This is a genomic window from Microbacterium halimionae (assembly GCF_011761265.1).
Classification (GTDB): Bacteria; Actinomycetota; Actinomycetes; order Actinomycetales; family Microbacteriaceae; genus Microbacterium; species Microbacterium halimionae.
Genome location: NZ_JAAOZB010000001.1, coordinates 960546 through 986930, shown reverse-complemented (window position 1 = coordinate 986930; position 26385 = coordinate 960546). Strand labels below are relative to the sequence as shown.

At 62.6% G+C, this 26385-nt stretch carries 26 protein-coding genes; 15 read left to right on the top strand and 11 right to left on the bottom strand.

The annotated features are described in order from the left end of the window. Nucleotides 1-190 precede the first annotated feature (190 nt). Complete coding sequence (locus FHS06_RS04630; RefSeq protein ID WP_167046056.1) at nucleotides 191-2998, bottom strand: LamG-like jellyroll fold domain-containing protein; 2808 nt, start codon at nucleotides 2996-2998, stop codon at nucleotides 191-193. Nucleotides 2999-3045: 47 nt separating this feature from the next. Then, nucleotides 3046-4602 (bottom strand): RICIN domain-containing protein, encoded by a 1557-nt coding sequence (locus tag FHS06_RS04625; RefSeq protein WP_167046053.1) that lies wholly within the window; start codon nucleotides 4600-4602, stop codon nucleotides 3046-3048. 321 nt (nucleotides 4603-4923) lie between these two features. Between FHS06_RS04625 and FHS06_RS04620 the strand changes: the two genes are divergently transcribed. Then, nucleotides 4924-5412, top strand: coding sequence for a hypothetical protein (locus tag FHS06_RS04620; RefSeq protein ID WP_167046050.1), 489 nt, complete (start codon nucleotides 4924-4926; stop codon nucleotides 5410-5412). 4 nt (nucleotides 5413-5416) lie between these two features. On the opposite strand, the gene FHS06_RS04615 is transcribed toward FHS06_RS04620, so the two are convergent. Further along, nucleotides 5417-6754, bottom strand: a complete 1338-nt coding sequence (locus FHS06_RS04615; protein ID WP_167046047.1) for an aminotransferase-like domain-containing protein — start codon at nucleotides 6752-6754, stop codon at nucleotides 5417-5419. A gap of 162 nt (nucleotides 6755-6916) precedes the next feature. On the opposite strand from FHS06_RS04615, the gene FHS06_RS04610 reads away from it, so the two are divergent. The 8 genes from FHS06_RS04610 to FHS06_RS04575 all read left to right on the top strand — a co-directional run bounded on the left by FHS06_RS04610 (nucleotide 6917) and on the right by FHS06_RS04575 (nucleotide 15365). Continuing rightward, nucleotides 6917-7765, top strand: a complete 849-nt coding sequence (locus tag FHS06_RS04610; RefSeq protein WP_165139866.1) for a nitrilase-related carbon-nitrogen hydrolase — start codon at nucleotides 6917-6919, stop codon at nucleotides 7763-7765. A 30-nt stretch (nucleotides 7766-7795) separates the two neighbouring features. Beyond that, complete coding sequence (hydA, locus tag FHS06_RS04605) at nucleotides 7796-9232, top strand: dihydropyrimidinase (RefSeq protein WP_167046044.1); 1437 nt, start codon at nucleotides 7796-7798, stop codon at nucleotides 9230-9232. Nucleotides 9233-9240: 8 nt separating this feature from the next. Next, entirely contained in the window at nucleotides 9241-10257 is a 1017-nt protein-coding gene (locus tag FHS06_RS04600) for a TIGR03842 family LLM class F420-dependent oxidoreductase (RefSeq protein ID WP_167046041.1), read from the top strand. Then, a complete protein-coding gene (locus FHS06_RS04595; protein WP_167046038.1) occupies nucleotides 10254-11135 on the top strand; it encodes an ABC transporter permease in 882 nt (293 codons plus the stop codon). The genes FHS06_RS04600 and FHS06_RS04595 overlap by 4 nt, the downstream gene beginning before the upstream one ends. Then, nucleotides 11132-11944: an ABC transporter ATP-binding protein gene (locus FHS06_RS04590; protein WP_167046034.1), complete on the top strand. Its 813-nt coding sequence runs from the start codon at nucleotides 11132-11134 to the stop codon at nucleotides 11942-11944. The genes FHS06_RS04595 and FHS06_RS04590 overlap by 4 nt, the downstream gene beginning before the upstream one ends. Further along, on the top strand, nucleotides 11941-12714 hold the full coding sequence (locus FHS06_RS04585; RefSeq protein WP_167046031.1) for an ABC transporter permease: 774 nt from the start codon (nucleotides 11941-11943) through the stop codon (nucleotides 12712-12714). The genes FHS06_RS04590 and FHS06_RS04585 overlap by 4 nt, the downstream gene beginning before the upstream one ends. Nucleotides 12715-12770: 56 nt before the next feature. Beyond that, nucleotides 12771-13946: an ABC transporter substrate-binding protein gene (locus FHS06_RS04580; RefSeq protein WP_167046028.1), complete on the top strand. Its 1176-nt coding sequence runs from the start codon at nucleotides 12771-12773 to the stop codon at nucleotides 13944-13946. Between the two features lie 108 nt (nucleotides 13947-14054). After that, the gene (locus FHS06_RS04575) at nucleotides 14055-15365 is read left to right on the top strand and encodes an aspartate aminotransferase family protein (RefSeq protein ID WP_167046025.1); all 1311 of its coding nucleotides are present in this window, start codon (nucleotides 14055-14057) and stop codon (nucleotides 15363-15365) included. Here the strand turns inward: FHS06_RS04575 and FHS06_RS04570 are convergent, their stop codons facing one another. Then, nucleotides 15366-15848 carry an Lrp/AsnC family transcriptional regulator gene (locus tag FHS06_RS04570; RefSeq protein ID WP_167046022.1) on the bottom strand — a complete coding sequence of 161 codons (483 nt, stop codon included), beginning with the start codon at nucleotides 15846-15848 and terminating at the stop codon, nucleotides 15366-15368. A gap of 127 nt (nucleotides 15849-15975) precedes the next feature. Here FHS06_RS04570 and FHS06_RS04565 point away from each other — a divergent pair, with 127 nt between their 5' ends. Beyond that, a complete protein-coding gene (locus FHS06_RS04565) occupies nucleotides 15976-17403 on the top strand; it encodes a DUF6421 family protein (RefSeq protein WP_167046019.1) in 1428 nt (475 codons plus the stop codon). 11 nt (nucleotides 17404-17414) lie between these two features. Next, nucleotides 17415-18482 carry a threonine aldolase family protein gene (locus tag FHS06_RS04560; protein ID WP_167046016.1) on the top strand — a complete coding sequence of 356 codons (1068 nt, stop codon included), beginning with the start codon at nucleotides 17415-17417 and terminating at the stop codon, nucleotides 18480-18482. A gap of 150 nt (nucleotides 18483-18632) precedes the next feature. Here the strand turns inward: FHS06_RS04560 and FHS06_RS04555 are convergent, their stop codons facing one another. Next, nucleotides 18633-19223 (bottom strand): biotin transporter BioY, encoded by a 591-nt coding sequence (locus FHS06_RS04555; RefSeq protein WP_167046013.1) that lies wholly within the window; start codon nucleotides 19221-19223, stop codon nucleotides 18633-18635. A gap of 86 nt (nucleotides 19224-19309) precedes the next feature. On the opposite strand from FHS06_RS04555, the gene FHS06_RS04550 reads away from it, so the two are divergent. From FHS06_RS04550 to FHS06_RS04540, 3 genes are read left to right on the top strand one after another with little or no spacing between them, the layout of a single operon-like run. After that, on the top strand, nucleotides 19310-19924 hold the full coding sequence (locus tag FHS06_RS04550) for a TetR/AcrR family transcriptional regulator (protein WP_167046010.1): 615 nt from the start codon (nucleotides 19310-19312) through the stop codon (nucleotides 19922-19924). Continuing rightward, nucleotides 19921-20304, top strand: a complete 384-nt coding sequence (locus FHS06_RS04545; RefSeq protein WP_167046007.1) for a DUF1801 domain-containing protein — start codon at nucleotides 19921-19923, stop codon at nucleotides 20302-20304. The genes FHS06_RS04550 and FHS06_RS04545 overlap by 4 nt, the downstream gene beginning before the upstream one ends. 31 nt (nucleotides 20305-20335) lie before the next feature. Then, nucleotides 20336-21151, top strand: a complete 816-nt coding sequence (locus FHS06_RS04540) for an MBL fold metallo-hydrolase (protein ID WP_167046004.1) — start codon at nucleotides 20336-20338, stop codon at nucleotides 21149-21151. Between the two features lie 206 nt (nucleotides 21152-21357). Here FHS06_RS04540 and FHS06_RS04535 read toward each other — a convergent pair whose 3' ends face one another. Both FHS06_RS04535 and FHS06_RS04530 read right to left on the bottom strand, forming a co-directional pair. Beyond that, nucleotides 21358-22194, bottom strand: a complete 837-nt coding sequence (locus FHS06_RS04535; protein ID WP_167046001.1) for an AlbA family DNA-binding domain-containing protein — start codon at nucleotides 22192-22194, stop codon at nucleotides 21358-21360. Between the two features lie 12 nt (nucleotides 22195-22206). Beyond that, nucleotides 22207-22833 carry an NUDIX hydrolase family protein gene (locus FHS06_RS04530; RefSeq protein WP_167045997.1) on the bottom strand — a complete coding sequence of 209 codons (627 nt, stop codon included), beginning with the start codon at nucleotides 22831-22833 and terminating at the stop codon, nucleotides 22207-22209. Nucleotides 22834-22911: 78 nt separating this feature from the next. Between FHS06_RS04530 and FHS06_RS04525 the strand changes: the two genes are divergently transcribed. After that, nucleotides 22912-23574 (top strand): alpha/beta hydrolase, encoded by a 663-nt coding sequence (locus FHS06_RS04525; protein WP_182486560.1) that lies wholly within the window; start codon nucleotides 22912-22914, stop codon nucleotides 23572-23574. 637 nt (nucleotides 23575-24211) lie between these two features. Here the strand turns inward: FHS06_RS04525 and FHS06_RS14150 are convergent. From FHS06_RS14150 to FHS06_RS04510, 4 genes are all read right to left on the bottom strand, one after another. Then, nucleotides 24212-24340, bottom strand: a complete 129-nt coding sequence (locus tag FHS06_RS14150) for a hypothetical protein (protein ID WP_259393122.1) — start codon at nucleotides 24338-24340, stop codon at nucleotides 24212-24214. Nucleotides 24341-24358: 18 nt separating this feature from the next. Next, entirely contained in the window at nucleotides 24359-24868 is a 510-nt protein-coding gene (locus FHS06_RS04520) for a hypothetical protein (protein WP_167045993.1), read from the bottom strand. A 27-nt stretch (nucleotides 24869-24895) separates the two neighbouring features. Further along, nucleotides 24896-25060: a hypothetical protein gene (locus FHS06_RS04515; protein ID WP_167045990.1), complete on the bottom strand. Its 165-nt coding sequence runs from the start codon at nucleotides 25058-25060 to the stop codon at nucleotides 24896-24898. A 151-nt stretch (nucleotides 25061-25211) separates the two neighbouring features. Further along, entirely contained in the window at nucleotides 25212-26267 is a 1056-nt protein-coding gene (locus FHS06_RS04510) for a DUF3558 domain-containing protein (RefSeq protein ID WP_167045988.1), read from the bottom strand. Nucleotides 26268-26385 lie beyond the last annotated feature (118 nt).

The following is a 26385-nucleotide window of genomic DNA, read 5'->3' as shown; positions in this document are numbered from 1 at the left end:
CGGTGCGCGTGCCCAGGCAAGTGGCCGCGGCATCCTGCCCTGCCCTTTTGCCCTGCCCGACACACAAAACAACTGCGCCGAAACGCTGCTCCCTCGAGGCAACACGCCGGGCGCACAGGGTGCGAGGCGGCGTGTTGCCCGTTGGGAGCAGCGTTTCGGCGAGGGGAAGGAGCGTTTTGACTGCAGCGGGTTAGCGGACGCGACGGATGCGGCGTGCTCGCAGTGTCACCCCGGTAATCACCGCGGTAATGCCAGCTGCCAACAGCAGGAACAGGGCCGTCAGAGACGCTCCCGTCACCGCGAGTTCGCCGGCGTCAGCGCCACCAGTTGCCTCACCAGCGACGTCTCCCCCGGTCGAGCCGCCTGTTCCGGGGTCGGATCCCGAACCAGAGTCACTCTCTGCGGCGAGCACCGATACGGCATCCCACCCGATCAAGTCGCCATCGGCGGTGTAGAGCGCGATGCGGTGCTCCCCGACGGGGAACGAAGCCGGCGTCGCGAGCCGCACAGTCGAATCGGCCGCAACGGTTGCCTGCCCGAGCGACGTCGGAGACGAGAACGCGAAGGCGTACACGGTGTCGCCCTCGGAGCCCGCCGGCAACGCGACCTCAACGGTAGCTCCCGCGGTGAACGGGTTGGGGTTCACAGTGATGAGCCCCTCGTAGCTTGGGGTGAGATCAGAATCGACGGGCGTCCAGTCCGAGCTCTCACCAATGACGAGAGTCGCCTCGTGTGCGCTGCCGTCACGCTCACCGATCGACTGCACGAACGACAGCCCGTACGATCCAGAACCGGTCAGCGCCTCTGCGAGCTCAATCGTCCAGCTACCGTCACTTGCAACGTCAGCGGTTCCGATGCTGTTGCCTCCGAGCTCAACACGAACCACAGCGCCGGGGTAACCGGTACCTGTGAACGTCGACACGGTCGCATCCGGTGCGTAGACGGTGCCGAGATCGGTTGCGAGAGCAAAGTTTGCTCCGTCACCGTTGATGTCGATGCGATTGTACAAAAAGTCGCTCGACGCGAGGGCGTGGTTGACAATGCGCGTTTCGCCCACGCAACCGTGCCATCCGTGATCGGGCTCGGAATCCCAGGTCGAAGTACCGATGACCCAGGGCATGAAGTCCGCAGCCATCATTCCGCCGACGTTCGAGGCGTTACGAAGAACAGGCACGCCGTCGACGTACATGATGGCGGTGTTTGCGGCGGGGTTGTTGACAATCGCCACGTGGTGCCAGGCACCTTGCATGATTTCACCGGACCAGAGCGTGTACGAATTCGCGGTACGCGGGTCCGCAGCGGAGTACTGGTACTCACGCAGACTCGAGATACCAATCCACGCAACGCCCGCGCCGGGGTCTGCCGAGTCATGGATGCCGGTCCACTCGCGTGATCCGCCGCGGGTGAGCGCCGCACCCCAGCGGTTTGCCGTCTCTGTCCATTCCTCATCGAGCTGCAGGAACGTCTCGATCGTGTAGCCATCGACGGCGTTGAGGTCTGCGAACGTCGCCGGAGCACCGTATTCGGTTGACAGGTACGACAGGCGGTCGGCGCCACTGGCGTTGCGGGTCACGTTGTCGAAGCAGACGGCACCGGGGTCAGCCGAATAAAACGCCGTGTTCGAGTGGGTGATCGACATATCTTCGAGCTCATCCGGCTCGTCAGTCGTCTCGGGTGCGTTGCGATACATAGGGCTTTCGCCCGCAACGTCGGGGATAACGGTCTTCTCGTCTACGACGCCTTCCGCGACTGCACCAAACCGCCAGTGCGCGATGGTGCCATCCACCTGGTGGTAGTCGTCAGCACTGCCCGCAGCGACCAACTCGCCGCCGGCAGCTCCGCCATCCCAACCTTCGGAAGCAATGTCGATGACGCGCTGCGACAGGTCGACGTTGTCTTCATCTGAGGCCTTGACACTCCACCCGAAGCGTTCCGCGAAGTCGAAGTCGATGCTGAACGACTGCCACGGCCCGTCGAGAACCGGTGTGTCAGACGATGTCAACGAGTCTTTGTCTTTGACCGTCACCCACGGCGAAACCGTCTCGACGTCAATGCGATTGTTCGTCAAGTCGAACTCGAACGTCGTCATGTACCCGTTGCCGCCGTCTGCGGACATCTGGTAATCGGTGAGGATTTCATACACAGGGTGCCCGAAGTCGTTCGTGCGCGTTTGCATCGTGGCACCGTGAAAGTGCCCGTTCGCCGTGAGGATGATCTGATCGTTCTTACGAATGAGCTGATCCCAGAGCAGGTCTCCCCACCACCACGAAGCCGGCGACATCTGGTCTTCCGCGATGTTGATGATCGCGTGCGACGACAGGATGACGGGCACGTTGGGGTGAGCATCAAGGATGCCCTGAGCCCAGGCGAACGTGTCGTCCGAGGCGTTCCACGCGATTGCGAGCGACATCCAGGTGTGGCCTTCAGCTTCGAAGAGGTAAGCCGACGACAACCCATCTTGGAATGTGCCGAGCAGCGTGCTGCCGGTCTTGGATGCCTGATCGCTCATCGCCGCAGCACCGAAGTGTGCACGATAGTTGGCGGCGTTACCCGCGGAAGAGCGAGCACCCTGGTTCGTTACGTCGTGATTTCCGGGCAATACGGAGTACGGCATTCCACCATCGGTGAGGATTTTCATTGCTTTATCAGCAGCGGACCACTCACCGCTCACCCATTCTTGGTCGACGACATCGCCGACGTGAACGGTGAAAGGAATGTTGAGATCGTCTTGGTGCTCGACGATCCACTTCGTCTGCACTTCGAACGGGTTGGTGCCGTATTTCGGATAGAACTGCGATTCGCTGTAGCGCGAGTAGAACTGCGTGTCGGGAAGAACCGGCAGCACGAAGCTGGAGCGATCTGGCGCGGGTGCATCATCGGGAGTTGCTGCGCTCGCCGACGAAGTCACGGCTCCAGCGCTGAGCGCGAGAACGGTGCTGACAGCGAGAGAAGCTGCGACCGCGCGCCGAGTACGACGGCGGGAAAGGGGGGAAAGCATGGGGTTTCCTTGTGCTGTGATTTTCTGAAAGAACGGCGAGCGCATAGTTAGCGCTCGATCGGTGCCGCTGCAGGTCCGTAGACCTCGAATTCGGACAAACTCATCCAGGAGTTGTTCGACTTGTTTGTCAGGCGCGCCCGCATTCCTGTGGCAAGCACCGGCTCGCTGTCTACGACGAAGCTGAGGTCAGCAGCGTTGTTGACGTAGGGCCACGTGAGCTCTTTCGCCGGAAGGTCGACCCATCCGCCGGTGAGGTTGCGGTATTGCACGGTCACTCCGCCGATGTTGTGCTTCGCATCGCCGTCGGTTCCGGTGTCGTAAAGCGCAACGCCCGTCACCTGGTGGGGCTTTTCAAACAGGTAGGAGACGACGTTGGGGTTGACGCGATTCGCGTTGCCACCGCTCACCCAGTCACCGAATCCGGTGCGATCGAGCACACCATCATTCAGTCCGCCCGCAGAGCCAACCTGCACCTTGACATGGACCCCATCACCGCGGGCAATGTTCACGGGCGCTGTTTCAACGATCGAGACAACGAGATTCGCCGCGAACCCGGTTTCCGGCAGTGCCGGGATGCTGAAAGTGCCGACCTGCGAGGTTGACTCTGCCGTCACGACAGACCAATCCCACTTGACCGGGGACGAGACCTTGACGTCAGATCCCGAAATGGAGCGTTCCACCATCGTCGGGGCGATCATCTGAAGTTCCTTGGCCGTGATTCCAACGAAGCCTTGAACAGCAGAATCAACGGCATCACCGACAGTGCCGACGAGGTACTCAGCGTGAACCGGAACTTCTTCGTCAAAGAACCCGACCCCGGTGCCGTCGATCGACACGGTGCCGTCGGCATCCCACACGCTTGCCTCGGGCTGCTGCCAGGAGACGAGTGTCATCTCGTACGCTTTGCCCCAGCTGTAGCGAGCGTGGACAGTCTTGGGAGGCTGCACAGCGGTGCCCGTTTCGGTACGGCCCGTAATCGTGTCGACCGTCGGGGTCAGCGAACGCATGATCCACTTCTGCACAGCGGCAGTGCCGACGTCGTACGTCTGGATCTCTGAACCGTTCTCGGTTTTCCAGTTGTACATATCGAGAGCAGCGGTCATACCGTTCTTGTCGCGCTGCACGTTCTGCAGGTAGACAGCGCCGTTGCCGGCGTCAACTGCGGTCCACTGCGCGTAAGGGTCGGCGGCTGCTTCGTCGACGGTCATGTCTGAGAGATCGAGGTAGCGGTAGTACTCGTCGTCGTTCGTACGACGAACAAGCACCTCACCCTCGTCGTTCGTAAACACGAAGGTGCTCTCAGCGCCCGTGACGGGGTAGGCGACAACGGCCTGTGCAGAGATAGCTGGGGCCGTTTCGGCACGCGAGAAAATCGCAGCGGCAGCTGTCCATGCGGCATCCGGGCCGGTTGCCTGCGCACCGTCGTTGCCGATCTCGAGCACTTTGCCGGAGGCGTGCACGTTCTCGATCAGGTACTGCTCTGGCGCACCAACGAGTTCGGATTCGGCGTCGGCAGATGCGGGAGCAGCGGCTCCAAGGGCCAGCGCGACAATGCCAGTCGCAGCGAGAATGTTCCGGATTTTCCGGCGGGTGTTGTGTCTCATTCGGGTGAGAACTCCTTTCACACGGCGCACCGGGGGGAGCGCGCCGCGAAGAACCTATCGAGACGAAATGCGCCAGCTGAGAGTGTTGAGGAACAGTTGGTGAACGCCGTGGATCGATCACATGAATCCCGCAGAGCGCCCCGCCACCAACCCCTTGCCATTCGCCGAAACGCTGCTCGCCGAGGCAACACGCCGAGGCCACCAGGAGGAGGGCGGCGTGTTGCGGGCCAAGAGCAGCGTTTCGGCGAGATGGAAGGGGAGAAAGGGAGAACCGGGACCGGGGGCGCGGACCGGGAGGACAGGGGGTGCGACACTGGGGGCATGCGCATTGTGCTGAAGTTCGTCATCGACTGCGACGCCGACGCGGCATGGCGCGCGCTCCATTCGCCCAGAGCCGTCGCCGAACTCTACGGACCGTTCGTCGACATGCAGCCGCTTGCGCCGCTCCCCACGAGCTGGGTCTCCGGCGACAGTGCAGGCGTCGGGCTTTACCTCGGCGGGCTCATCCCGATGGGCCGGCAGCTCATTGCCATCAGCGATCGCGAAACCGAAGACGCAAACGGCCGCGTCCGCATTTTTCGAGACAGTGGGATGCCACTCACCGGCCCCCTCGCAACCCTCGACGTGTGGGATCACCAAATGGCGATCTCAGCCGTTCCCGGCGACCCGTCGAAGAGCATCTGGCGCGACCGCCTCGTGATTCGCGGCGCTATCGCACCACTCATCTGGCCGGTCATGTGGGCCGCGTGGCAGTGGCGCTCCATTCGCATTCGCGCGCTTGCCCCGACGTGGCGCGATCGCACCGAGTAGTCACCTACACCGGTACTGCACGGGATGCCGCGGCCAGCTCTGAGGCGACCGCATCCGCTCCTTCGGCGACGAGACCGGCGGTGACACGCACGAAGTCTCCCGTGCTCCCTCGCGTCGCGACGAACGACGAGCCACCGGCGACGGCTATACCGGCCGCTGCGAGGTGCACAAGGGCTGCCCTCTCTTGTAGAACGGGAAGCCACAGGTTGACGCCGTCAGGAGTGGGCGCGGCGATTCCTTGTCGCGCGAGGGCACTCACGACAGCAGCAACCCGAGCGCGGTAAGTCAGGCGGGCACGAGTCACGGCGCGCGCCGAATCTTCGTCGGTGAGAAGTTCCCACAGCACATTCTGTAAGAGCCGTGATGTCCAGCCCGGCCCGAGCATGCGGCGCGCAACGATTCGTTCAATCAGCTGCGCGGGCCCGCCGATAGCGGCGATTCGGAGGTCTGGCCCGTGTGACTTCGAGTAGCTGCGAACGTGCACAACCTGATCGGGGAGCCACTGTGCGAGCGTGACGTCGGGGGCCATCGAGATGGCACCAGAGTGGTCGTCTTCAATGATGACTATGTGTTCTCCGTCGCGCGCGGCACTGACCACCTCGGCGAGCGCGCGCGCCCGTTCAGCTGTCATCGACGCCCCCGTCGGGTTTTGTGCGCGAGGCTGCACGATGACAGCCGCCGGTCGAAGTGTGAGTGCACGCGCCATCGACGCCGGAATGATCCCCTCCTCGTCGAGTTCGACAGTGACGACCTCGCCACCGACAGCTTCGACGAGGTCGAAAAAGTAGGGAAAGCCAGGAGACTCAACGACAACGCGATCGCCGAACTTCACGACCTGCTCGAGCGCACGCGAAATGCCATCGAGTGCCCCATCGACAACGGTGATGCTTTCGGCAGCCGTGGGCCACGTGCTCTGAAGAACGGCGGCAAGCTCCGGAAGCACGGGCAGGTCGTGGTACCTGCCCGTCTCGGCGCGTGGAGTCACGCGCGCGAACACCGGCCCGAGAGGCGGCAGTAGCAGGGGGTCGGGGGTGCCGAGCGAAAGATCGAACCCTGTGCTCTCGCCGCGTGCGCTCAGCCCCTGTACTCGGGGCGTCAACCAGTCGCGGCGCGTCGTTCTCACGAAGGTGCCGGCTCGCCCACGAGACACGATCAGACCCGTGCGCGCGAGCGCCTGCCATGCGGCGCTCACCGTCGCCGGGCTCACAGAGAGATCGGCAGCGATGTCGCGAACGGTCGGCAGTCGATCACCGGGCGCAAGCACCCCGTCGCTGATGAGGCGGGCCAGCACCCCCGCGATTCCTTGGGGAGTGCGGTCCGAAAACTCGACGTCGATTGCCATGCGCACCTGCCTCTCAGTGCGCGCCAGGCTTTACCACCGCGTCACAGGCCGAAACCGAAGAGAAATGTTCAGAGAGAAAGATAACAGAACGGGGCCGACCTACCGGCTCGCACACCGGTCCCCGTCTGAGCAAGGGTTCTCCCCACAATGACGGAGGCAACCATGACGACGGTACGCGCAGCAATTACGCAGACCACCTGGACTGGCGACAAAGAGTCAATGCTCGACAAACACGAGCAATTTGCTCGGGATGCCGCGGCCGCCGGCGCCGAGATCATTTGCTTTCAAGAGCTCTTTTACGGACCGTATTTCGGTATTACGCAAGACAAGAAGTACTACCGATACGCCGAGCCGGCCGATGGGCCCATCGTGCAGCGGTTCGCCGCTCTTGCAAAAGAGCTGCACATGGTCATGATTTTGCCGATCTACGAAGAAGAGCAGACCGGCGTTTACTACAACACCGCGGTCGTCGTCGATGCCGACGGCACGATTCTCGGGTCGTACCGCAAGCACCACATTCCGCACGTCGAGAAGTTCTGGGAGAAGTTCTACTTTCGCCCGGGCAACATCGGGTACCCGGTCTTTGACACCGCCGTCGGCAAGGTGGGCGTCATTATTTGCTACGACCGCCACTTCCCCGAAGCGTGGCGCGAGCTTGGGTTGAACGGCGCACACCTCGCTTTCAACCCGAATGCCACGAAGCCCGGCCTCTCGAACCGGCTGTGGGAAGTGGAGCAGCCAGCGGCCGCTGTGGCGAACGGATACTTCGTTCTTGCCCCCAACCGCGTGGGCCGCGAAGACAACGAGTACGGCGATGAGGCTGTGACTTTCTACGGCACGAGTCAGATCGTTGACCCGCGCGGCAACTATGTGGGCGACCTTGGCTCGGGCACCGACGAGGAGATCATCATCCGCGATCTCAACATGGACCTCGTTCAGGAGATGCGTGACGACTGGCAGTTCTACCGTGACCGCCGGCCGGACTCCTACGGCGAAATCACCGCACCGTAAACCCCCCAGAAAGCACCCAGAGGAGCAATCATGACTACGACCCTCATTACCGGCGGAACCGTTGTCTCGGCAACGGGACGTTCGCACGCCGATGTGCTGCTTGACGGAGACAAGATCGCGGCGGTGCTGCGCCCTGGTTCAGAACTGCTCGGAACCGACCTGACTGCATCCGTTGATCGAGTGATCGATGCGAGCGGTAAGTATGTCATTCCCGGCGGCATCGATGCGCACACTCACATGCAATTGCCGTTTGGCGGGACCGCCGCAAGCGACACGTTCGAGACGGGCACGCGCGCAGCCGCGTGGGGCGGCACGACCACGATCGTCGACTTCGCTGTACAGACCTACGGCGAGCGCGTCGAAGATGGGCTCGCGAAATGGCATGAGCTCGCGGCGGGCAACTGCGCCATCGACTACGGCTTTCACCAGATCATCGGCGGTGTCGATGACAACTCGCTCGCCGTGATGCCGAAGCTGGTCGACGAGGGCATCACGAGCTTCAAGATGTTCATGGCGTACCCCGGCGTCTTCTATTCCGACGACGCAAAGATCCTGAAAGCCATGCAGGTCGCCGCCGACACCGGACTTCTCACGATGATGCACGCCGAGAACGGTCCCGTCATCGACGTTCTCGCCGAGCAGTTGATTGCGGCAGGCAAGACCGACCCTTACAACCACGGACTCGCGCGCGTCTGGCAGGCCGAAGAAGAAGCAACCCACCGAGCGATCATGCTCGGCAACATCACCGGGGCCCCGCTCTACATCGTGCACGTGAGCGCGAAGCAGGCGGTTGAGCAGTTGGCTATTGCTCGAGACCGGGGGCAAAACGTCTTCGGCGAAACGTGCCCGCAGTACCTCTACCTCTCGCTCGAAGAGCAGCTGGGCGCGTCGAGCGAAGAGTGGGGCTCGTTCGAGGGCGCGAAGTGGGTGTGTTCCACGCCGCTACGCTCCCGCGCCGAGGGACACCAAGACCACATGTGGCGGGCCCTTCGCACCAACGACCTGCAAATGGTGTCGACCGACCACTGCCCGTTCTGCATGAAGGGGCAAAAAGATCTCGGCCTCGGAGATTTCCGCAAGATTCCGAACGGTATCGGATCTGTCGAGCACCGCCTCGACCTGATGTACCAGGGAGTCGTGACGGGTGAGATCACCCTCGAACGCTGGGTGGAACTCACATCGACCACGCCCGCACGCATGTTCGGCATGTACGGCAAAAAGGGTGTCATCCAGCCCGGCGCCGATGGCGATGTGGTGATCTACGACCCCAACGGGCACACGTCGATCGGCTACGACAAGACCCACCACATGAACATGGATCACTCCGCCTGGGAGGGGTTCGAAATCGATGGACACGTCGACACCGTGATCTCCAAAGGCAAGGTCATTGTCGATGACAACGAGTACCTCGGCGCCAAGGGCGATGGCGCGTTCATCAAGCGCGGCCTGAGCCAGTACCTGATTTAAGGAACCCCATGGACTTCGGAGTCGTTCTTCAAACCAACCCGCCCGCAGCGCGGACAATCCAGCTCGCAACCCTCGCCGAAGCGCACGGCTTCAGTCACGTGTGGACCTTTGACTCGCACCTGCTGTGGGAAGAGCCCTACGTCATCCACTCCGCGATTCTCGCCGCGACCCGTCGCGTCACCGTCGGGCCGTTCGTCACGAACCCGGCAACTAGGGATTGGACCGTGACGGCATCCGTTTTCGCCACTCTCAACGAGATGTATGGCAACCGCACGATTTGCGGCATCGGTCGCGGTGACTCCGCGGTGAGAGTCACGAACGGCAAGCCCGTCACGATGCGAGAGCTTCGCGAATCGGTGCACGTCATTCGCGAACTCGGAAACTCTCGCGCCGTCGAATACAACGGTGCGACGGTGCAGTTCCCCTGGAGCCACGGCTCAGAGCTCGAGGTGTGGGTGGCGGCTTACGGCCCCATGGCGCTGAAACTCACCGGCGAAGTGGGTGACGGATTTATCTTGCAGCTCGCCGACCTCGACATCGCCGAGTGGATGATCAAGGTCGTGAAGGATGCCGCGGCCGCCGCCGGCCGTGACCCTGAATCGATCGCGTTCTGCGTTGCCGCCCCGATGTACATCGGCAACGACCGGCAGCACATGCGGGACCAGTGCCGCTGGTTCGGCGGCATGGTGGGCAACCACGTCGCCGACATCGTGGCCAAATACGGCACAGACAGCGAAGTTCCGCAGGCCCTCACTGACTACATCGCTGGGCGTCAGGGCTACGACTACAACAGTCACGGCAAGGCCGACAACGACCACGTCGACTTCGTACCCGACGACATCATCGACCGTTTCTGTCTGCTCGGCACCGCCGAAGAGCACATCGAAAAGCTCGAGAAGCTTCGCGCGATCGGTATCACGCAGTTCGCCGGATACCTGCAGCACGACAACAAAGAAGAAACCATGCGCGTCTACGGCGAGACCGTCATTCCCGCCCTTGGCGAAAGCGTGACGGCTACGTCATGACATCCCGGTGGCGAGCAGTGGCGTGGGGCGCGCTCGGCGTCATCGCCGTCGTCGCGCTGTGGGAGTTGTACAAGTGGGCGGGTCCGGCCGATGGCGTCGTAATCGGCAGCGAACGCGATGGGCTTCGAATCCTGCCGCGCACGCATGACCGGGCGATGCCCCATGTGTGGGTCATGATTGCGCGCCTGTTCGAAGCCACGAGCGGCGCTTCGACACCACCGCTCTGGCTAACTGTCGTCGGTGGCATGGTCACGACCCTCGGGATCGCCGCGGTCGGCTGGGTCATCGGTGTGGTGGTCGGGATGCTGTTCGCGCTTCTCATGCAGCGGTGGCGTCTTGCGGAGTGGGGGCTTCTACCCTGGATCGTCGTCTCGCAAACAGTGCCGCTCATCGCGTTCGCGCCGCTCGTGTCGCGAATCGGCTCACAGATCGATCGAAACGTCATTCCATGGCCAGACTGGCTATCGGTGGCGATCATCGCCTCGTATCTCGCATTCTTTCCCGTTGCCGTCGGGGCGCTTCGCGGGCTCAGCTCCCCGGACGCGATCCACAGCGATCTGATGCGAAGCTACGGCGCAAGCTACCTCCAGACGCTTCGCCAACTGCGGCTCCCGGCTGCCGTTCCCTACCTGTTGCCAGCCCTTCGGCTCGCCGCGGCTAACGCCGTCGTCGGCGCTGTCGTTGCCGAAGTGTCTATCGGCATGCGGGGCGGTCTCGGGCGCATGCTGCTGCAGATGGCCCAGTCGGCGTCGGCTGACCCGGCCCTCCCCTGGGCTCCAATATTTGGCGCGGTCGTGCTCGGGCTCGTGGCCGCGGGTTCGGTTGCGCTCCTTGGCGCCACCCTCACGAAATACCGACGCGGAGAGGCCACAGCATGACCGATTCCCCCTTGCCAACCTCCACTCCCGCGGTTCAAGCGAGCGGACTCGAGAGAGTATTTGGGGCAAAAGACAGTCCAGTGCACGCGCTGAGCGAGATCAATATGACGGTTGGGGCCGGCGAATTCGTTTCGCTCATCGGTCCGTCCGGATGCGGCAAATCCACTCTCATGCGGTTGATCGCTGACCTCGATGCCCCCACCGCGGGCACCCTCGAAGTGTTCGGTCAGACGGCGAGCGCTGCCCGGATAGATCAGGACTACGGCATCGCTTTTCAGCAGGCCGGGCTCCTTCCCTGGCGCACAGTGCTGCAAAACATCGCGCTGCCGCTTGAGCTGCACGGCGTTGCCGCAGCAGAGCGCCTTGCGCGAGCCAAGGAACTCGCCGAGATGGTGAGCCTCAGCGACTTCGGCGGGCGCTACCCGGATGAGCTTTCGGGTGGGATGCAGCAGCGCGTTGCCATCGCACGAGCGCTTGCAACAAAACCGCGACTGCTCTTGATGGACGAGCCGTTCGGCGCTCTCGATGAGATGACCCGTGAGCGGATGCAGACGGAGCTCATCCGAATTGCGGCAGAAACTGGAGCCGCTGTCGTCTTCGTTACCCACTCCATTCCCGAAGCCGTCTATCTCTCCGACCGCGTCGTCGTGATGTCGCCGCGACCGGGGCGCATCACTGACGTCATCGATATCCCGTTCGGGCTCGACCGCGGCGAGGGACTTCGCGAATCTCCCGCGTACTTCGAACGAGTCACAGCTGTGCGCGAGGCACTCCACGGCGCCCCCACAGCGAGAGCGAACGAGCGATGAGTTACGTCAACACAACCGAGCGCTATGCCCGGGTGGCGGCCCCAGTCGTGGTGGGTATTGCGCTCCTCGCGACGTGGTGGGTGGCGTCCGGTATTCCGCTGGGGCGCACTCAGCTGATTCCGAGCCCGGTTGAGGTGATTGCATCCTTCGCGGAAAACTTCGGGATCATCGCCGAAGACGCGTTCGTCACCGGCGGCAACGCGCTCGTGGGTTTGATCGCCGGCACGGTGATTGCGGTCACTCTCGCGGGACTCGCGGTCTGGCTTCGGCCGATTGATCAAATGACCGCGCCCCTGGTTGCCGCCATCGCGGTCGTACCTATCGTTGCCCTCACTCCCCTGCTCAACACGATGTTCGGAGCGTCCAGCCAGTTCGGCCGCCAGATCGTTGCGGGCGTTGCGGCTTTCGTTCCGGTCTTCATCAACGTGCTGCGGGGGCTTCGACAGGCGCGACAGGTGGAGCGAGACCTCTTCACCGCATACGGGGCGTCTGGTGGGCAGCGGTTTCGAAAGCTAACCCTCCCCACAGCGATGCCGTACCTGTCCACCGGTATTCGAATTGCGAGTTCGCTCGCCGTCATTTCGGCGCTGGTTGCTGAATATTTCGGCGGCCCCGCCGATGGGTTAGGAACGGCGATTGCCACCTACTCCAAATCAGGAAACTCAGCCCTCGCTTTCGCCTATGTTGGCGCCTCGATCATCGTCGGCCTCCTCTTCTTCTTCCTCACTGTGCTGCTCGAGCAGCTCGTGGTGAAGCGAAAACCGCGCTGAACACAGCGCAAAAAGTCCCGCACCACCCTGCACCACCCGACTTCGAAAGGAACACCATGCGACACAGCACAAAACGCATCCTGACATTCGCATCGGCAGCCACCGTGGCAGCGCTCACGTTGACTGCCTGCTCGGGCACCACCCCTGACACGTCAAGCGACTCGGCATCGGGAGACTTCGAACCGATCACCGATATCAGCCTGCAACTGCAGTGGTTGCCCCAGGCACAGTTCGCCGGTTACTACGTGGCGCAGGAGATGGGCTACTTCGAAGAGGAGGGCTTCGACAACGTCGAAATCATTCCCTCGGGTGGCGACATCGTGCCGCAGGATGCTCTCGCCGCCGGCGACGTCGACTTCGCTATTGCGTGGGTACCAAAGGTGCTCGGCACAATCGAATCGAGCGGTGTGGAACTCACCGACATCGCGCAGGTCTATCAGCTTTCCGGTACGACCCAGGTGTCGTGGGCGGACTCCGGCATCACGTCAGTTGCCGACTTCGAAGACAAACGAATCGGCTCGTGGGGCTTCGGTAACGAGTGGGAGATCTTCGCTGCGATGGCAGCGGATGACCTTGACGCCTCTTCGGTGTCGGTCACGACTCAGGACTTCTCGATGAACGCCCTGCTCGATGGTGACGTCGATGCGGCACAGGCGATGACGTACAACGAACTGGCCATGGTGCTCGAAACTGTCAACCCCGACACCGGTGAGCTCTACACGATGGACGACCTCGATGTGATCTCGTACGAAGACACCGAGGGCGCGATGCTGCAGGATGCGATCTGGGCTGACACCGAGCGTCTCGCTGACGACCCCGCGTACGCCGATGCTTCGGTGCGCTTTTTGAAGGCCATCATCAAAGGCTGGGTGTACGCACGTGACAACCCAGAGGATGCCGCTTCTCTCGTCTGGGACGTTGCATCAAACGCTGAGCTTGCCTACCCCGTCGGCCCCACACACCAGCTGTGGCAGATGAACGAGGTCAACAAGCTCATCTGGGATGGCGGCACGTTCGGCGAGATCGACTCGGACTCATGGGACAAGACCATTGCGGGAGCACTTGCCGCTGTCAACCAGGATGACCAGCACCTCATCACGACAGACCCGCCGGAGTCGGTGTACTCGACCGAGTACCTCGATGAAGCGATCGCTGCGCTGCAAGATGAAGGCGTCACGGTCGACGGCACCTACACGCCGATCGATGTCACCCTCACCGAGGGCGGAAAGTAACCACTAGCGCGTTAATGACCACCGCGTCCTGACGCGAAAGATTGTTGCCGGCCGGGCAGATGTCTGCTCGGCCGGCAACAACCGCACACACAGATCCGAGGCATCCGCATGACCTTCGACAACACTCTCGACGCTCGCACTCTCGCGCTCGACAGCGCACACGTCTTTCATTCGTGGTCGGCGCAAGGGGCGCTCTCGCCGCTCGTCATCGCGGGTGGGCTCGGCTCCCGGGTGTGGGACCACGCCGGCACCACTTACCTGGACTTTTCGAGCCAGCTGGTGAACGTCAATATTGGGCATCAGCATCCCGCTGTCGTTGCCGCGATCACCGAGCAGGCGGGGCTCCTCGCGACGATCGGCCCGGCAACGGCGAACCTCACGCGCGGCGAAGCTGCGCGACGGATCGTGGAGCATGCACCTGACGGTTTCGAAAAGGTCTTCTTCACCAACGGCGGGGCTGACGCCAACGAAAACGCAATCCGTCTCGCACGCCTGCACGCGGGTCGCGACAAGATCGTGTCGACGTATCGCTCTTACCACGGCAATACCGGAGCTGCCATCGCCTCAACAGGCGATTGGCGCCGCATTCCGAACGAGTACGCCCGCGGTCACGTCCACGTGTTCGGCCCCTACCTTTACCGCAGTGAGTTTTGGGCAACGACGCCCGAGCAAGAAGCAGAGCGCGCGCTCCACCACCTTGAGCGCGTTATTCAAGCCGAGGGCCCGGAGTCGATCGCTGGGGTGCTGCTTGAGACAATCCCCGGCACTGCCGGGGTGCTCGTGCCTCCCCCCGGATATCTCGCCGGGGTCCGCGCGATCTGCGACACATACGGAATTGTGCTCATCCTCGATGAGGTCATGGCGGGCTTTGGCCGCACGGGGCGCTGGTTTGCATTCGATGGATATGACGTCACGCCTGATCTCATCACTTTCGCCAAGGGCGTGAACTCCGGCTACGTACCCGTCGGTGGCGTGATCATCTCGGACGCGATCGCAAAGCAGTTTGACGATCAGGTGTTCCCCGGTGGGCTCACCTATTCGGGGCATCCGCTCGCTGCGGCATCCATTGTCGGAGCTCTCGACGCGATGGCCGCGGAGGGCATCGTCGAGAACGCTGCGCGCATCGGGCGCGACGTGTTGGCGCCCGCGCTCGCTGAGCTCGCCGAAAAGCACGCGGTGATCGGCGACGTGCGCGGCGAGGGCGTCTTCTGGGCTCTCGAGCTCGTGGCCGACGCAGAAACTCGCGAACCGCTACCTGCCGCTCAGATGGGAGCCCTCAAAAAGACGATGCTGCAGGCCGGGCTCTTGCCGTTCGTGCAGGACAACCGCATCCATGTCGTGCCGCCCTGCGTCGTCACCGACGACGAGGTGGCCGAAGCCATCGACATCTACGACCGGGCGCTCAGCACGCTCGGCTAACTAGACCGCCGCAATCGGCCGATTTTCGTAGAACGTCTGCAGCACGACAGTGGTACGGGTATTGACGGATGCCGTCACCCTGATTTCGCGGATGAGGGCCTCAAGGTCGCGGGGAGTCGCAACGCGCACGAACAGCATGTAGCTGGCATTCCCCGCGATCGAGTGGCACGCCTCGATCTCGACGAGGTGTTCGAGGAGCTCAGGGGCATCGTCAGGCTGAGCCGGGTCGAGAGGAGTGATCTCCACGAACGCCGAAAGCGGCTTTCCGAGAGCTTCGGGGTTGAGGACCGCGCGATACCCCGCGATCACCCCACGAGCTTCGAGGCGGCGGACGCGCGCTTGCACGGCTGAAACCGAGAGCCCCACACGTTCCGAGATGAGTGTGAGGGTGGCGTGTGCGTCTGCTGCGATCTCGCGCACGATCATGAGGTCGACGCTGTCTTCGACGCGACCTGTGGCAGCTGGGTTCTCGGGATACGGCATGTCGCGAGATTACCAGCGAGAGACACTCAGACAGGATTTTTTCCTGTTTATGGTCACCTTAGGTCATCTTTTTCCTATACTGGCGGCATTCCACGCCCACCTCCCCTGTCGCACCTCGGAGGCCCCTATGCCGCTCAGCCCGGTTTCTGACACCACTTCTGCACGCTTCGACGCGGCGCACGCTGTTGAACACCAGCAGGCGTGGATCACTCTCAAATCAGCCGCGACCGCCCTGCAGGGGCTTCAAGCACCGGACGGGTCACTGGCCGAGGCGGCGAATATAGATTCAGCGCGCGCCCTCGTCGACGTGATCACCGCCTCGATCGGCGAACTTGCACCCTGTTTTTCGCACGATGCCGAATATTTGACCGCACTCGTCACCGACTTCACGCACTGGCGCGACGCAGGATTCGGCGTACCTGACTTTCTCGATTCGCTCGTCGCCTTCCGCCCGCAAGACACCCGGGTGCACGGTGCGCGTCACCTCGTGGTCTTTCCGATGTACACGCAGAACGGCTCACGAAACCGCTTCGTTGAGGCCCTCATCGTCGAAGCGATCTGGCCAGAGGTCATCGCGCAGCTTGAGACCGAGTACACCAACTCACTCTTCGTTTCGCTTCGCCTTATCGATTTCACACCCGGCTACGACACGAACTCGGCCGTGCTTTTTCCGGAAACCGTCGCGATGCGCGAAGTGCCGACGTTCACGTGGGGGGCGATTTTTCAAGACCGCGAAGCAGCGCGATACCGGCGGGTTGTGGCGGCGGCATCCGAGATCACGAAACTGGCTCTTCCAGACGATGCCCGGCGCATGCTCGCCGACCAGCAACTCACCGAGCGCACCTTTGTCATGTGGGATCTCATCCACGACCGCACCCACATGCGCGGGGATCTTCCGTTTGATCCGTTCATGATCAAACAGCGGATGCCGTACTTTCTCTATGCCCTCGAAGAACTGCGCTGTGACCTGACTGCCTTCCGCGAGTGCGTGAAGATCGCGACGGAGCTCAGTGAGCGCGTCGCTGCGGGAGCAGAGCTCGATGCCATTGAGACGGAACTGCTCGACCAGGCCCAGCTCGTGCAGTACGCCGTGGTGTTCGATCGCATCTTCCGCTTCGCCATCACGGGGTCGCGGGTGCGAAACTACGACGGCCTCGGCGGGCAACTCCTTTTCACGTGGCTGCACAAGCAGGGTGTGCTGCACTGGACCGATACCGCGCTCCGCATCGAGTGGGACCGCGTCGCCGACACCGTGATCGCTCTGGCCGACGCGATCGACCGGCTCTACTGGGAATCGATCGACCGGCCAAAGAGCGCCCACTGGCTCGCGGCCTACGATCTCGTTGCTGGCGTGCTGACTCCCCACCCCGCATCTGTCTGGGCAAAAGGGCTGCCCGAAGATGTGCTCGCGGGTGCGCTTTCGGGATATACGGATGCCGTCCGCGACGACGAGTTTCCGCTGTCGATGTTCTACGAGGCTCTCGAGAAGAAGATGCGTCAGGTGATTGCCTCAACCGCCGGTATCCGCGCAACCGACATGGCTGAGGCGGCATAGGCTAAATCTCGATGACGACTCTGCACGACGTGGCCGTACGCGGCTTTGCGTCCGACAACTATTCCGGTATTCACCCCGAAATTCTGACGGCGATCGCTGACGCCAACGGCGGGCACGAAAGCGCGTATGGCGCTGATACGTACACGGCTCGCCTCCAGAAGGTCTTTGCTTCGCACTTCGGCGACCAGGCCACAGCTTTCCCGGTTTTCAACGGCACCGGCGCGAACGTCACGGCACTCCAGTCGATGCTGCCGCGATGGGGCGCTGTAATTGCGGCATCCTCGGCACACATCAACGTCGACGAGGGTGGAGCGCCCGAAAAGATCGGCGGCGTGAAGATCCTCAGCGTGCCGACCGACAACGGAAAGCTGACGCCCGAGCTCGTCGAGCGCGAGGCCTGGGGGTGGGGTGATGAACACCGCGCCCAGCCGCTCGTCGTGTCGATCACGCAGTCGAGCGAACTCGGAACCGTGTACACGCCGGATGAGATCGCGGCTCTCGCGTCGCACGCTCACGAACGCGGCATGCGCCTCCACGTCGACGGTGCTCGCATGTCGAACGCTGCAGCGGCACTCGACCTGCCGCTTGGCGCCTTCACGACTGACGTCGGTGTCGATGTCGTGAGCTTCGGCGGAACGAAAAATGGCGCCATGATCGGTGAAGCTATCGTGGTGTTGAACCCCGAGGCATCCGATGGTCTGACGTATCTGCGAAAGCTCAATATGCAGCTTTCGTCGAAGATGCGCTTCATCTCGGCTCAGTTGATTGCGCTACTCGAGGGTGACCTGTGGCTGCGAAACGCGCAGCACTCCAACGCGATGGCACAGCGACTGCGTCACGGCGTCGAAGCGGGCATCGCCGACGGTTCGATTCGCGGCGTTGCTTTTACGCAGCCGACCGAAGCCAATGGGCTGTTCGCAACTCTCCCCGCGGGAGTTGCCGAGCGTTTGCGTACCGGTTTTCGTTTCTACGACTGGGATGCCGCGCGCGGCGAAGTGCGGTGGATGTGCTCGTTCGACACCTCCGAAACCGACGTCGACGCTTTTGTTGCCGCTATCGCCCGCGAAACGTCTGTTTGAGCGCTCTCTCGCTTGCGTGACGGCTGCTTCGAGCGCTTGTTGCTGCCACGGGCCCCAACGAGCCCGGTAAGACGCATGACGCCGTGGCTAAGGCGTTAACGATGGTGGACGCGTTGACGTCTGACCCCTGCGGAAAGAAGAAACGTCGAGCTAAGAACGACCGGTTCGGTTCAGCAGGCGCCATGTCACCGGGAGCAGTGCGGCCATCGCCGCAATTTTGAGGGCATCGCCGATAAGAAACGGAATGACCCCGTAGGCGAGCGCGGTTACGAAGTCGACGCCCAGGAACACGGCAAGCCACGGAACACCGAATGCGTAGATCGTCAGCGAGCCGAGGGCCGCGAGGCCAAGCGTTGCCCAGACGTTGCGGTCAGCTTTCCGTCGCGCGAGGGTGCCGACAACAAGAGTGGCCACCACGTAACCGATGATGTAGCCGAACGATGCGAAGGCCCATCCCGAGCGTCCGTCGCCGAAGATCGGTGCCCCAGCAACTCCGAGAAGAAGGTACAAGCTAGCGCTACTCACTCCGCGCGCGGGGCCGAGGGCGGCACCGGTGAGAAGTACGGCAAACGTCGCGAGCGATATCGGCACCGGGGTGAATGGCAGCGGGATGACAATGAAACCCGACAGGGCGATGGAGAGTGTGCCGCTCAGAACAAGAGCGACGTCTCTGACTCGGGCACCCGGAATGAGATCTGCGAGCACGCGGGTGTGCTGTGGGGAAAAAGTTGCTGTCGTCATTGCTGGGCCTTTCACGAAATCATCGCCACCTGAACAGTGTTCACCTTAACACCGTTCAGGTGAACACTGTTCAGTAAGCTAGGCAGATGAGGGATCCAGACCCGAACGGACAAGCTCGACGCCATTCGCGAGCTGACATCGTGCGCGCCGCACTCCAGCTTCTCGACGATGAGGGGCTGCCAAATCTTTCGATGCGCGCGATCGCGGACCGCATTGGGGTTCAGGTCAGCGCGCTGTATTGGCATTTTCGCAACAAGCAGACGCTGCTCGCGCAGGTCAGCGAACGGCTTCTCGAGAGCGGAACAATCGATAGCGATGCTGCTGGCGACATCGAGTCGATCGCCGTGAACTTCCACGAGCGCCTGCTCGCCTATCGGGATGCCGCCGAGCTGGTGTCGAGCTCCCTCGCCCTGGGGCTGATCACGCTTCCGGCACGCCCGCTGATCCACGATGCCGCAGTGCGCGCGGGCTTAGAGGAGCAGGGAGCAACGATCGCTGCGGACACGATCGTTCACTTTGTCATTGGGTTCACCTTCCATCAGCAGCAGCGCATGAACGCCGACTCTGCGGGAGTCGCGATCCACGAGACTGCGACCATGACGGTCGCAGACATCGGGTCACAGGGCGATGACTTTCGGGCAGGCCTGCGACTGATCACCGCAGGGATTCGCGCCACGGTTGCCGAGAGCAGGACTGCATGACGCACGGAGAGCAGGACGTCGATGAATGGTTGGATCTCCAGACTCACGATCTGATCGATGGAGCGCGCGCCGTGAGGGCAGCCATTTTGCGGACCGTTCCGGACGCGACTGAGAGCGTCAAATGGCAAGCGCCGAATTTTGCGCTCGATGATGATTTTGCGACCTTCAGCATGCGTCGCCCTGGGACACTACAAGTCATTCTTCACACGGGCGCGAAGCCGAAACCAGAACTCCCCGCCATACAGGTCGATGACGTTGGTGGCCGGCTGAAGTGGGCGTCTCACAACCGCGCGATCGTAACCTTCACGTCGAATCAGGATGTCGTCGAGTCACTGCCGCAGTTCGAGAAGACCGTCGGCGCGTGGGTAAAGTCCCTCTGAGCTGCGATCTGCGCAGCATAGGAGCCGCCCGATGACCATCTGGATCTGCGCGACGTGCGCAATTGAGCATTCTGACTCAGATTCCCCACCCTTGCGCTGCGAAATTTGCTCAGACGAACGCCAGTTCGTTCCGGAAGATGGGCAGAAGTGGACGACCCGCGAGCGACTGGCCGACGCGGGTTACCGCGTGGTTGTCGTCGAGGTAGAGCCCGGGCTGTACGGAGTCACGACAGAACCCGAGCTTGGCATCGGCCAGCGCGGTTTTCTCGTTCAGACGCCAGCCGGCAATCTCCTTTTTGAGCCCCCGGGCTTCATCGACGAAGCCTCTGTTGACGCGATACGCCACCTCGGAGGGGTCGCGGTGATTGCATCGAGCCACCCGCATCTCACTGGGGCATCGATCCAGTGGAGTCACGCGTTTGACCGCGTGCCGGTCTATGTGTCCCAGAAAGACGAAGCGTGGATCAGAAGGCCGGACCCCGTCATAGAGCTGTGGAACGACAGGATCGATCTGCTTCCGGGTATCTCGATGATCGAGTGCGGCGGCCATTTCGCAGGCAGCAGCGTCGTGCACTGGTCGGCCGGAGCCGAAGGGCGCGGAGTTCTATTGACGGGAGACACGATCGCGATTGGCGCCGACCGTACCTCTGTAAACGTGATGCGAAGCTTCGTGAATCGCATCCCTCTGCCAGAGCGCGCAGTGCGCCGCATCATGGACACCACGCTCCCGTTGAGCTTCGACCGCCTGTACAGCGCGTTCGGGGTGGTAACTGAGCAGGCACATGAGATCACGGACCGTTCCCTGCGTCGGTACATCAGCTGGCTGCGCGGCGAGATCCCGGAATAGTCCACACGCGCTCAGCAAAAAGCGCGTCCCTCAGCGACGACGGAGCTGATATTCGCCCAGCAAATGAGATTTCGACTCAGATGCCACACCGGCTGGCTTGTTGGCACAATCAGTCCAGCCCTCTTTCCCACCGATGTCTCACTTATTCAGCTATAAGAACTCAGCGAGATGCACAAGTGAGACATCACCGGGGCGGGTGAGGGCAGTCAGCGATCCGACAAAGCGGCGCGGCGCCCGCCCAGCGCGCGCGGGCGCCAGTGCCGACCGACGTACTCGACGGCTTCATCGATCGCGAACGAGCGCGTTGAGTTGCCCACGCGTACCCAGAGGTCGGTCGAGGCGCCATCTTTCGATTGCGTGACATAGACGGGCCGAGGCGACGCAGGGCACACGACGCAGCACACGAGAGTGCCGTTCGCTGCCTCATCAAACTGCACACGGGGCAATGCGGCCGCGTTTCGGCCGAGCAGTGTCGAGAACAGGTCACGCAGCCAGAGTTCAAACCTGTCGACGTCCGGCACTCGCAGTGTCGAAAAATCCCGGTCCAGCCCAATTGCTTCGCCGTCATCGTTCGCTCCGATGACAAGCACCCCACCGCCGCTGTTCAAAAACGCTGCCACGGTCTTTGCTATTGCAAGCTCCATGCGCGTATCGCGCTTGGACTCTCGCACGTTCCAGCGGGCCGTCTCTTTGAATTCGACGCGATCAGACTCCCCTGCCGCGAGCACAGCGTCGACGTCAACGCGTTCGCGCGCACGCCGGGATGCAGCAAAAAGCGTGGCGACGATGAAAGAGATCGCGATACTGAAGCCAAATGCGAGCAGCAATGGCACGGGTGTCCAGATTCGAGCACCCGCGATGAACCAGCCCGCCGCAAGAAGCCCAAGACTCAGGCCCAGCAACGACGTCAGCATCATGACGGGCAAAGAGAGTGAGAGGCGCCGGCCAAAAATGGCCCTGATCAGCAGCGCGATGAGAGCTGCGATGAGCAGGGAACCGGGGATGGCGAGCGCGAACTCGACCATAACACTGTTCTGCGGCATCCGCGGTCGTCCTCAGCGCAGGGCGCCGACGCTTGCCAGCGCCAACCGCACGAGCGTGCCGCGGCCACCTTCCATCTCGGCGGCGAGCGCATCGGATGCCGCCTCTTGGGGGGCCATCCACGTCACTTCGAGCGCATCCTGGCGCGGCTCGCACGTACCCGTGACGGGCACAACGAACGCGAGCGACACCGCGTGCTGGCGGTCGTCGTGGAAAGCGCTGACGCCAGGGATCGGAAAGTACTCGGCCACGGTGAAGGGCAACGGCTGCGGCGGAAGCATCGGAAATGCCATCGGGCCGAGGTCGTTTTCAAGGTGGCGGAAGAGAGCGTCGCGCACTGTTTCGCCGTAGCGGACGCGGCCGGAAACAATGGTCCGCACCATTTCGCCGACGGGCGTCGCGCGCAGCAGAATACCGACCTGGGTTACCGCACCCATCCCGTCGGTGCGCACCGGAATCGCCTCGACATAAAGCATCGGCATCCGACGACGTGCTTCAGCAAGTTCGACATCCGTGAGCCAACCGGGGTTTGTCCCGTTGCTCCCTGAGCCGTAGGAACTCTCCATGCCACGCAACGGATCTCGGGAGGCTCCGTTGTCGTCGCTCTCGTTCGGATCGGGGTCCGGGGTGCGCACGGCCATGCCTCTTGTATACCTCACGTTGCCCAATAGGCCCGCTTCGGGGGCGACACTGTCGGTGGTATTTGCGAAGATGTGGAGGTGAGCGCGACAGAGACCCCCGCCATCGACCCTGACGCAGTGCAGTGGTCGGCGCCAGCCGACGAGCATCCTGATTGGCCGTTGCTCGTGCTGTTGCACGGCTACGGTTCCGACGAGCGTGATCTGTTCGGGCTCGTGCCTCAGCTGCCCGACAGATTCGTGATCGCCGCTGTGCGCGCACCTCTTGCACCGCCGTTTCCGGCGCCCGGATACTCGTGGTATCCGATCGAAGGTCTCGACGGCCGCGACCCGCAGCGTGTGACCGATGCCGCCACGCGCCTGCTCGAGTGGATCTCTAACGCCGTAGGCGACTCAAGGCCGGTGGGCCTACTCGGGTTCTCGCAGGGGGCAGCCGTCAGCATGCAGGCGCTCAGGGTGAGCCCCGAACGGTTCTTGTTCGCCGTCAATCTGAGTGGCTACGTGACCCCCGGAGAGCTCCCCACCGATGTGGCCCTCGCTGAGCGGAAGCCCCCGGTGTTTTGGGGTCGCGGCTCGCACGACGAGGTGATCCCCGAGCCCCTCATCGCGCACACGATCGAGTGGCTTCCCGCACACGCCGAGCTCAGCGGCCGGGTCTACGAAAGCCTCGGCCACAGCGTCTCTCAGCAAGAGTTCGACGACGTCGGCGTCTTCCTCGCCAAGCACCAGACCCCGTCAGCCTGACGAACCCCGGGTTGCCGTTGGACCCTGCCGCGACGACCCGCCCCGCGCCGTGCCCTCTGCCGCCGGCCGCGCCAGCCTCCCCGCCAACCCCGAGCCACCGTCCGCTGGCCGCCGTCCGCCGGCCCCCAGCTACCGTCCGCCGGCCCGGTCTACCCCGAGCCACCGTCCACCGGCCCGCTCGCCGCTCACCCTCAAGCTGTCACGGCCTCTCAGCAATTCGCCGAAACGCTGCTCCTGACCGCAACACGCCGGGCTGCGGCATCCGTCTGCGGCGTGTTGTGGGCCACAGGCAGCGTTTCGGCGAGCTGGGTCGGGTGGGCCCGACAAAGACCGTGGCCGCCGATACCGAGTAGAGCCATCGAAAAAAACAAGGCCGGATGCCACGGCCCGCCCCGTAGGCCGGCACGGCCTGGCCGAAGCCCGCCCCCGTAGGCCGGCACGGCCTGGCCAAAGCCCTGCGCCGCGTGCACTAACTCAGGCTAGATTCCGAGAGCACCGGCACACATCCGCGGAAAATCACTCGCGCGCCAAAAGCCGTGCCAGTTCTGCCTGAGTTAGTGCAGGGCAGAGGCGAACGCGAGGCAAAGCAGTGGGCAGCAAGGGGCGCACGAAGCTGGGCGCTGCGAGCCAGGACGCCTCAGTCCTCGGATTGAAGCCCCGCCATGATTGCGGTGAAGACCACAGCGGAGTCACCCCAAGCTTCCGCCATCGTGCTCAGGTTGACGATGTTAATTCCATCGGAGAAGACATATTCATTGCCGGTCACCCCGTTGTATCCGATCGTTTAAGGCAAGACGGCGCCTTGCCATCCAGCCGGCAGCCCCTCCTCGATGAGCGAAACACTGTTCGCACTAGCGTGATCCCAATTCCAGCCGGCGCCCGGGCTCAAGTAGTAGAAGGACGAGTCACCCGACCGCGAGGTGATCGAGCACACCGTTACTCCGGTAGCTTTCGCGGCGATAGTTGCGCCTGGCAGCGGCGGCTCGTGAGATGGCCATAGACCGACGGTGACCTCCGGCGACGTGCCGGTTGCGTCAGCGATGAAATCCCTCGTAACAACACACTGCGCGTCGTCGAGCCAGCCGTCACGGTCCTGACGCCGGCTGGCTTCGGATGCCGCGTTCTCAGCTGCGACGGGGGCAAGAACTTCCAGCGTTGCAACGGCCTGGTCCTGAGTGACACCGCCGGTGCCATCGCTGTTGTTCACTGAAGCGACAACAACGTAGTCGCCCTGACCTGAGATAGCGGAGCAGAACCACGTGCAATCTTCCGCGAGGTAATCGTTCTCAGCCACTGAGACAGTTGCGCCATCGAGGGCAGGCTAGGGGAGCACCGCGAGCGCCATGCCAGACTTCCGTGCCGTCCACGCACAACTCATTCCACCAACGGCCGCGACAAATGGTTCAGATCCGTCAGATATGTCGAAATCGGCGACTCCGTCGACACTCACTCCGAGCGCCGCAGCGATCTGGGCGTGGGATGCCATCACGCCGCAGTCACTGGAAAGCACCTGCGACGGTGAGCACCATCGCCGTGATGACTGCAGCGGCAAGCACTGAAAGCCGCTTCGTCATCTGAGATTTCATGTGAGCTGCAGCCGTGCTGAGCCGACTGCAGCCGAGAATTACGTGCGGGAGCTAGCCCCAGGTTTGGGCCAATGCGCCCGCCAGGGCTATCGCGAAACTCTCGGGAGAAATCGGAGCATCAGCACCCACGTAAGGCGAAAGAGTCCCAACATTGACCTGGTCAGTGAGCACAAATAGGTTCTCGAACTCCGTGCTCTGGTAGATGGTGATGCCCTCGACATCCGAATCGAGCTCGCTCAATTCATCGGAGTTGAGATTCCACGCCGCTCCCGGTGTTGCGCGAAAAGTAATATCGACGTCTGCAGAAGTGTCCGCGGCCAGCGCCGCTCGGCAGTCCGTAACGCCCAACGCTTTGTCTTGCAAGAAGAAACCGGCTCGGGGGAAATCGATGTAGCCGTACTCTTCGACGTCAATGTCGATTCCTGCTCCGGCGGATACAGATGCCGAAAGGTCCGCGCAATCCTCGTTTTGCCACCAGCCGGTGCGATCCTGCGTCCACAGCTCAGTGGGTTGCTGTTCGTATTGAGCTTGAATTTCCTCGCCGAGCGCACTTGACCAGGCCTCAACCCCGCCATTTGCCATGTTCGGCAGCAGGTTGAACCCCAACGAGATCCACAGATCCTCGGACTCCCACTCACTGCCGCAATTCGAGACGTCCGAGCTGCATGAACCGAAATAGATGTCGCGCATCTCTGCCGACAAATCAGTGCCATTTATCTGACTCGTCGGACTCGCAGAGATGTGCACGTCGCCCGATTCACCTTGCCAGTCGCAGTTGAGGCCACCAGTATTAGCCATGCCCGAGCTGTCGCCGGAAGAGTCGTACAGGCTGAGTTCGACCCCCACCACGTCGGAGACCTCTTCGTCAGAGAGCATGCTCGCGCAGTCACCGTTGAACAGCACGGGCGGTTTGTCGGCCGGCCCAACCGTCAGGACTTCGGGGGATGAACTCGTCGTCGGAGCTGCAGTGCTCTCAGACGGCGCCGCTGACTCTGTGGTTTCGCCTGCCGGCGCACACGCAACGATGCCCACGCTCAACGCCACAACGAACGCGAACCCCAACGAACGTGAAGCTCCGCGGCCAATACCTCGAACTCGAGTATGCAAAGCAGCCCCCTTCAGCCTTTGAAAACGTATCGTGCACTCGCACTCGCGCGAACGGGCAGAGTCAAGACGTTGCACAAATGTCACACCCGGCACCGCACTCCGACCCGGTGTCGGTGGC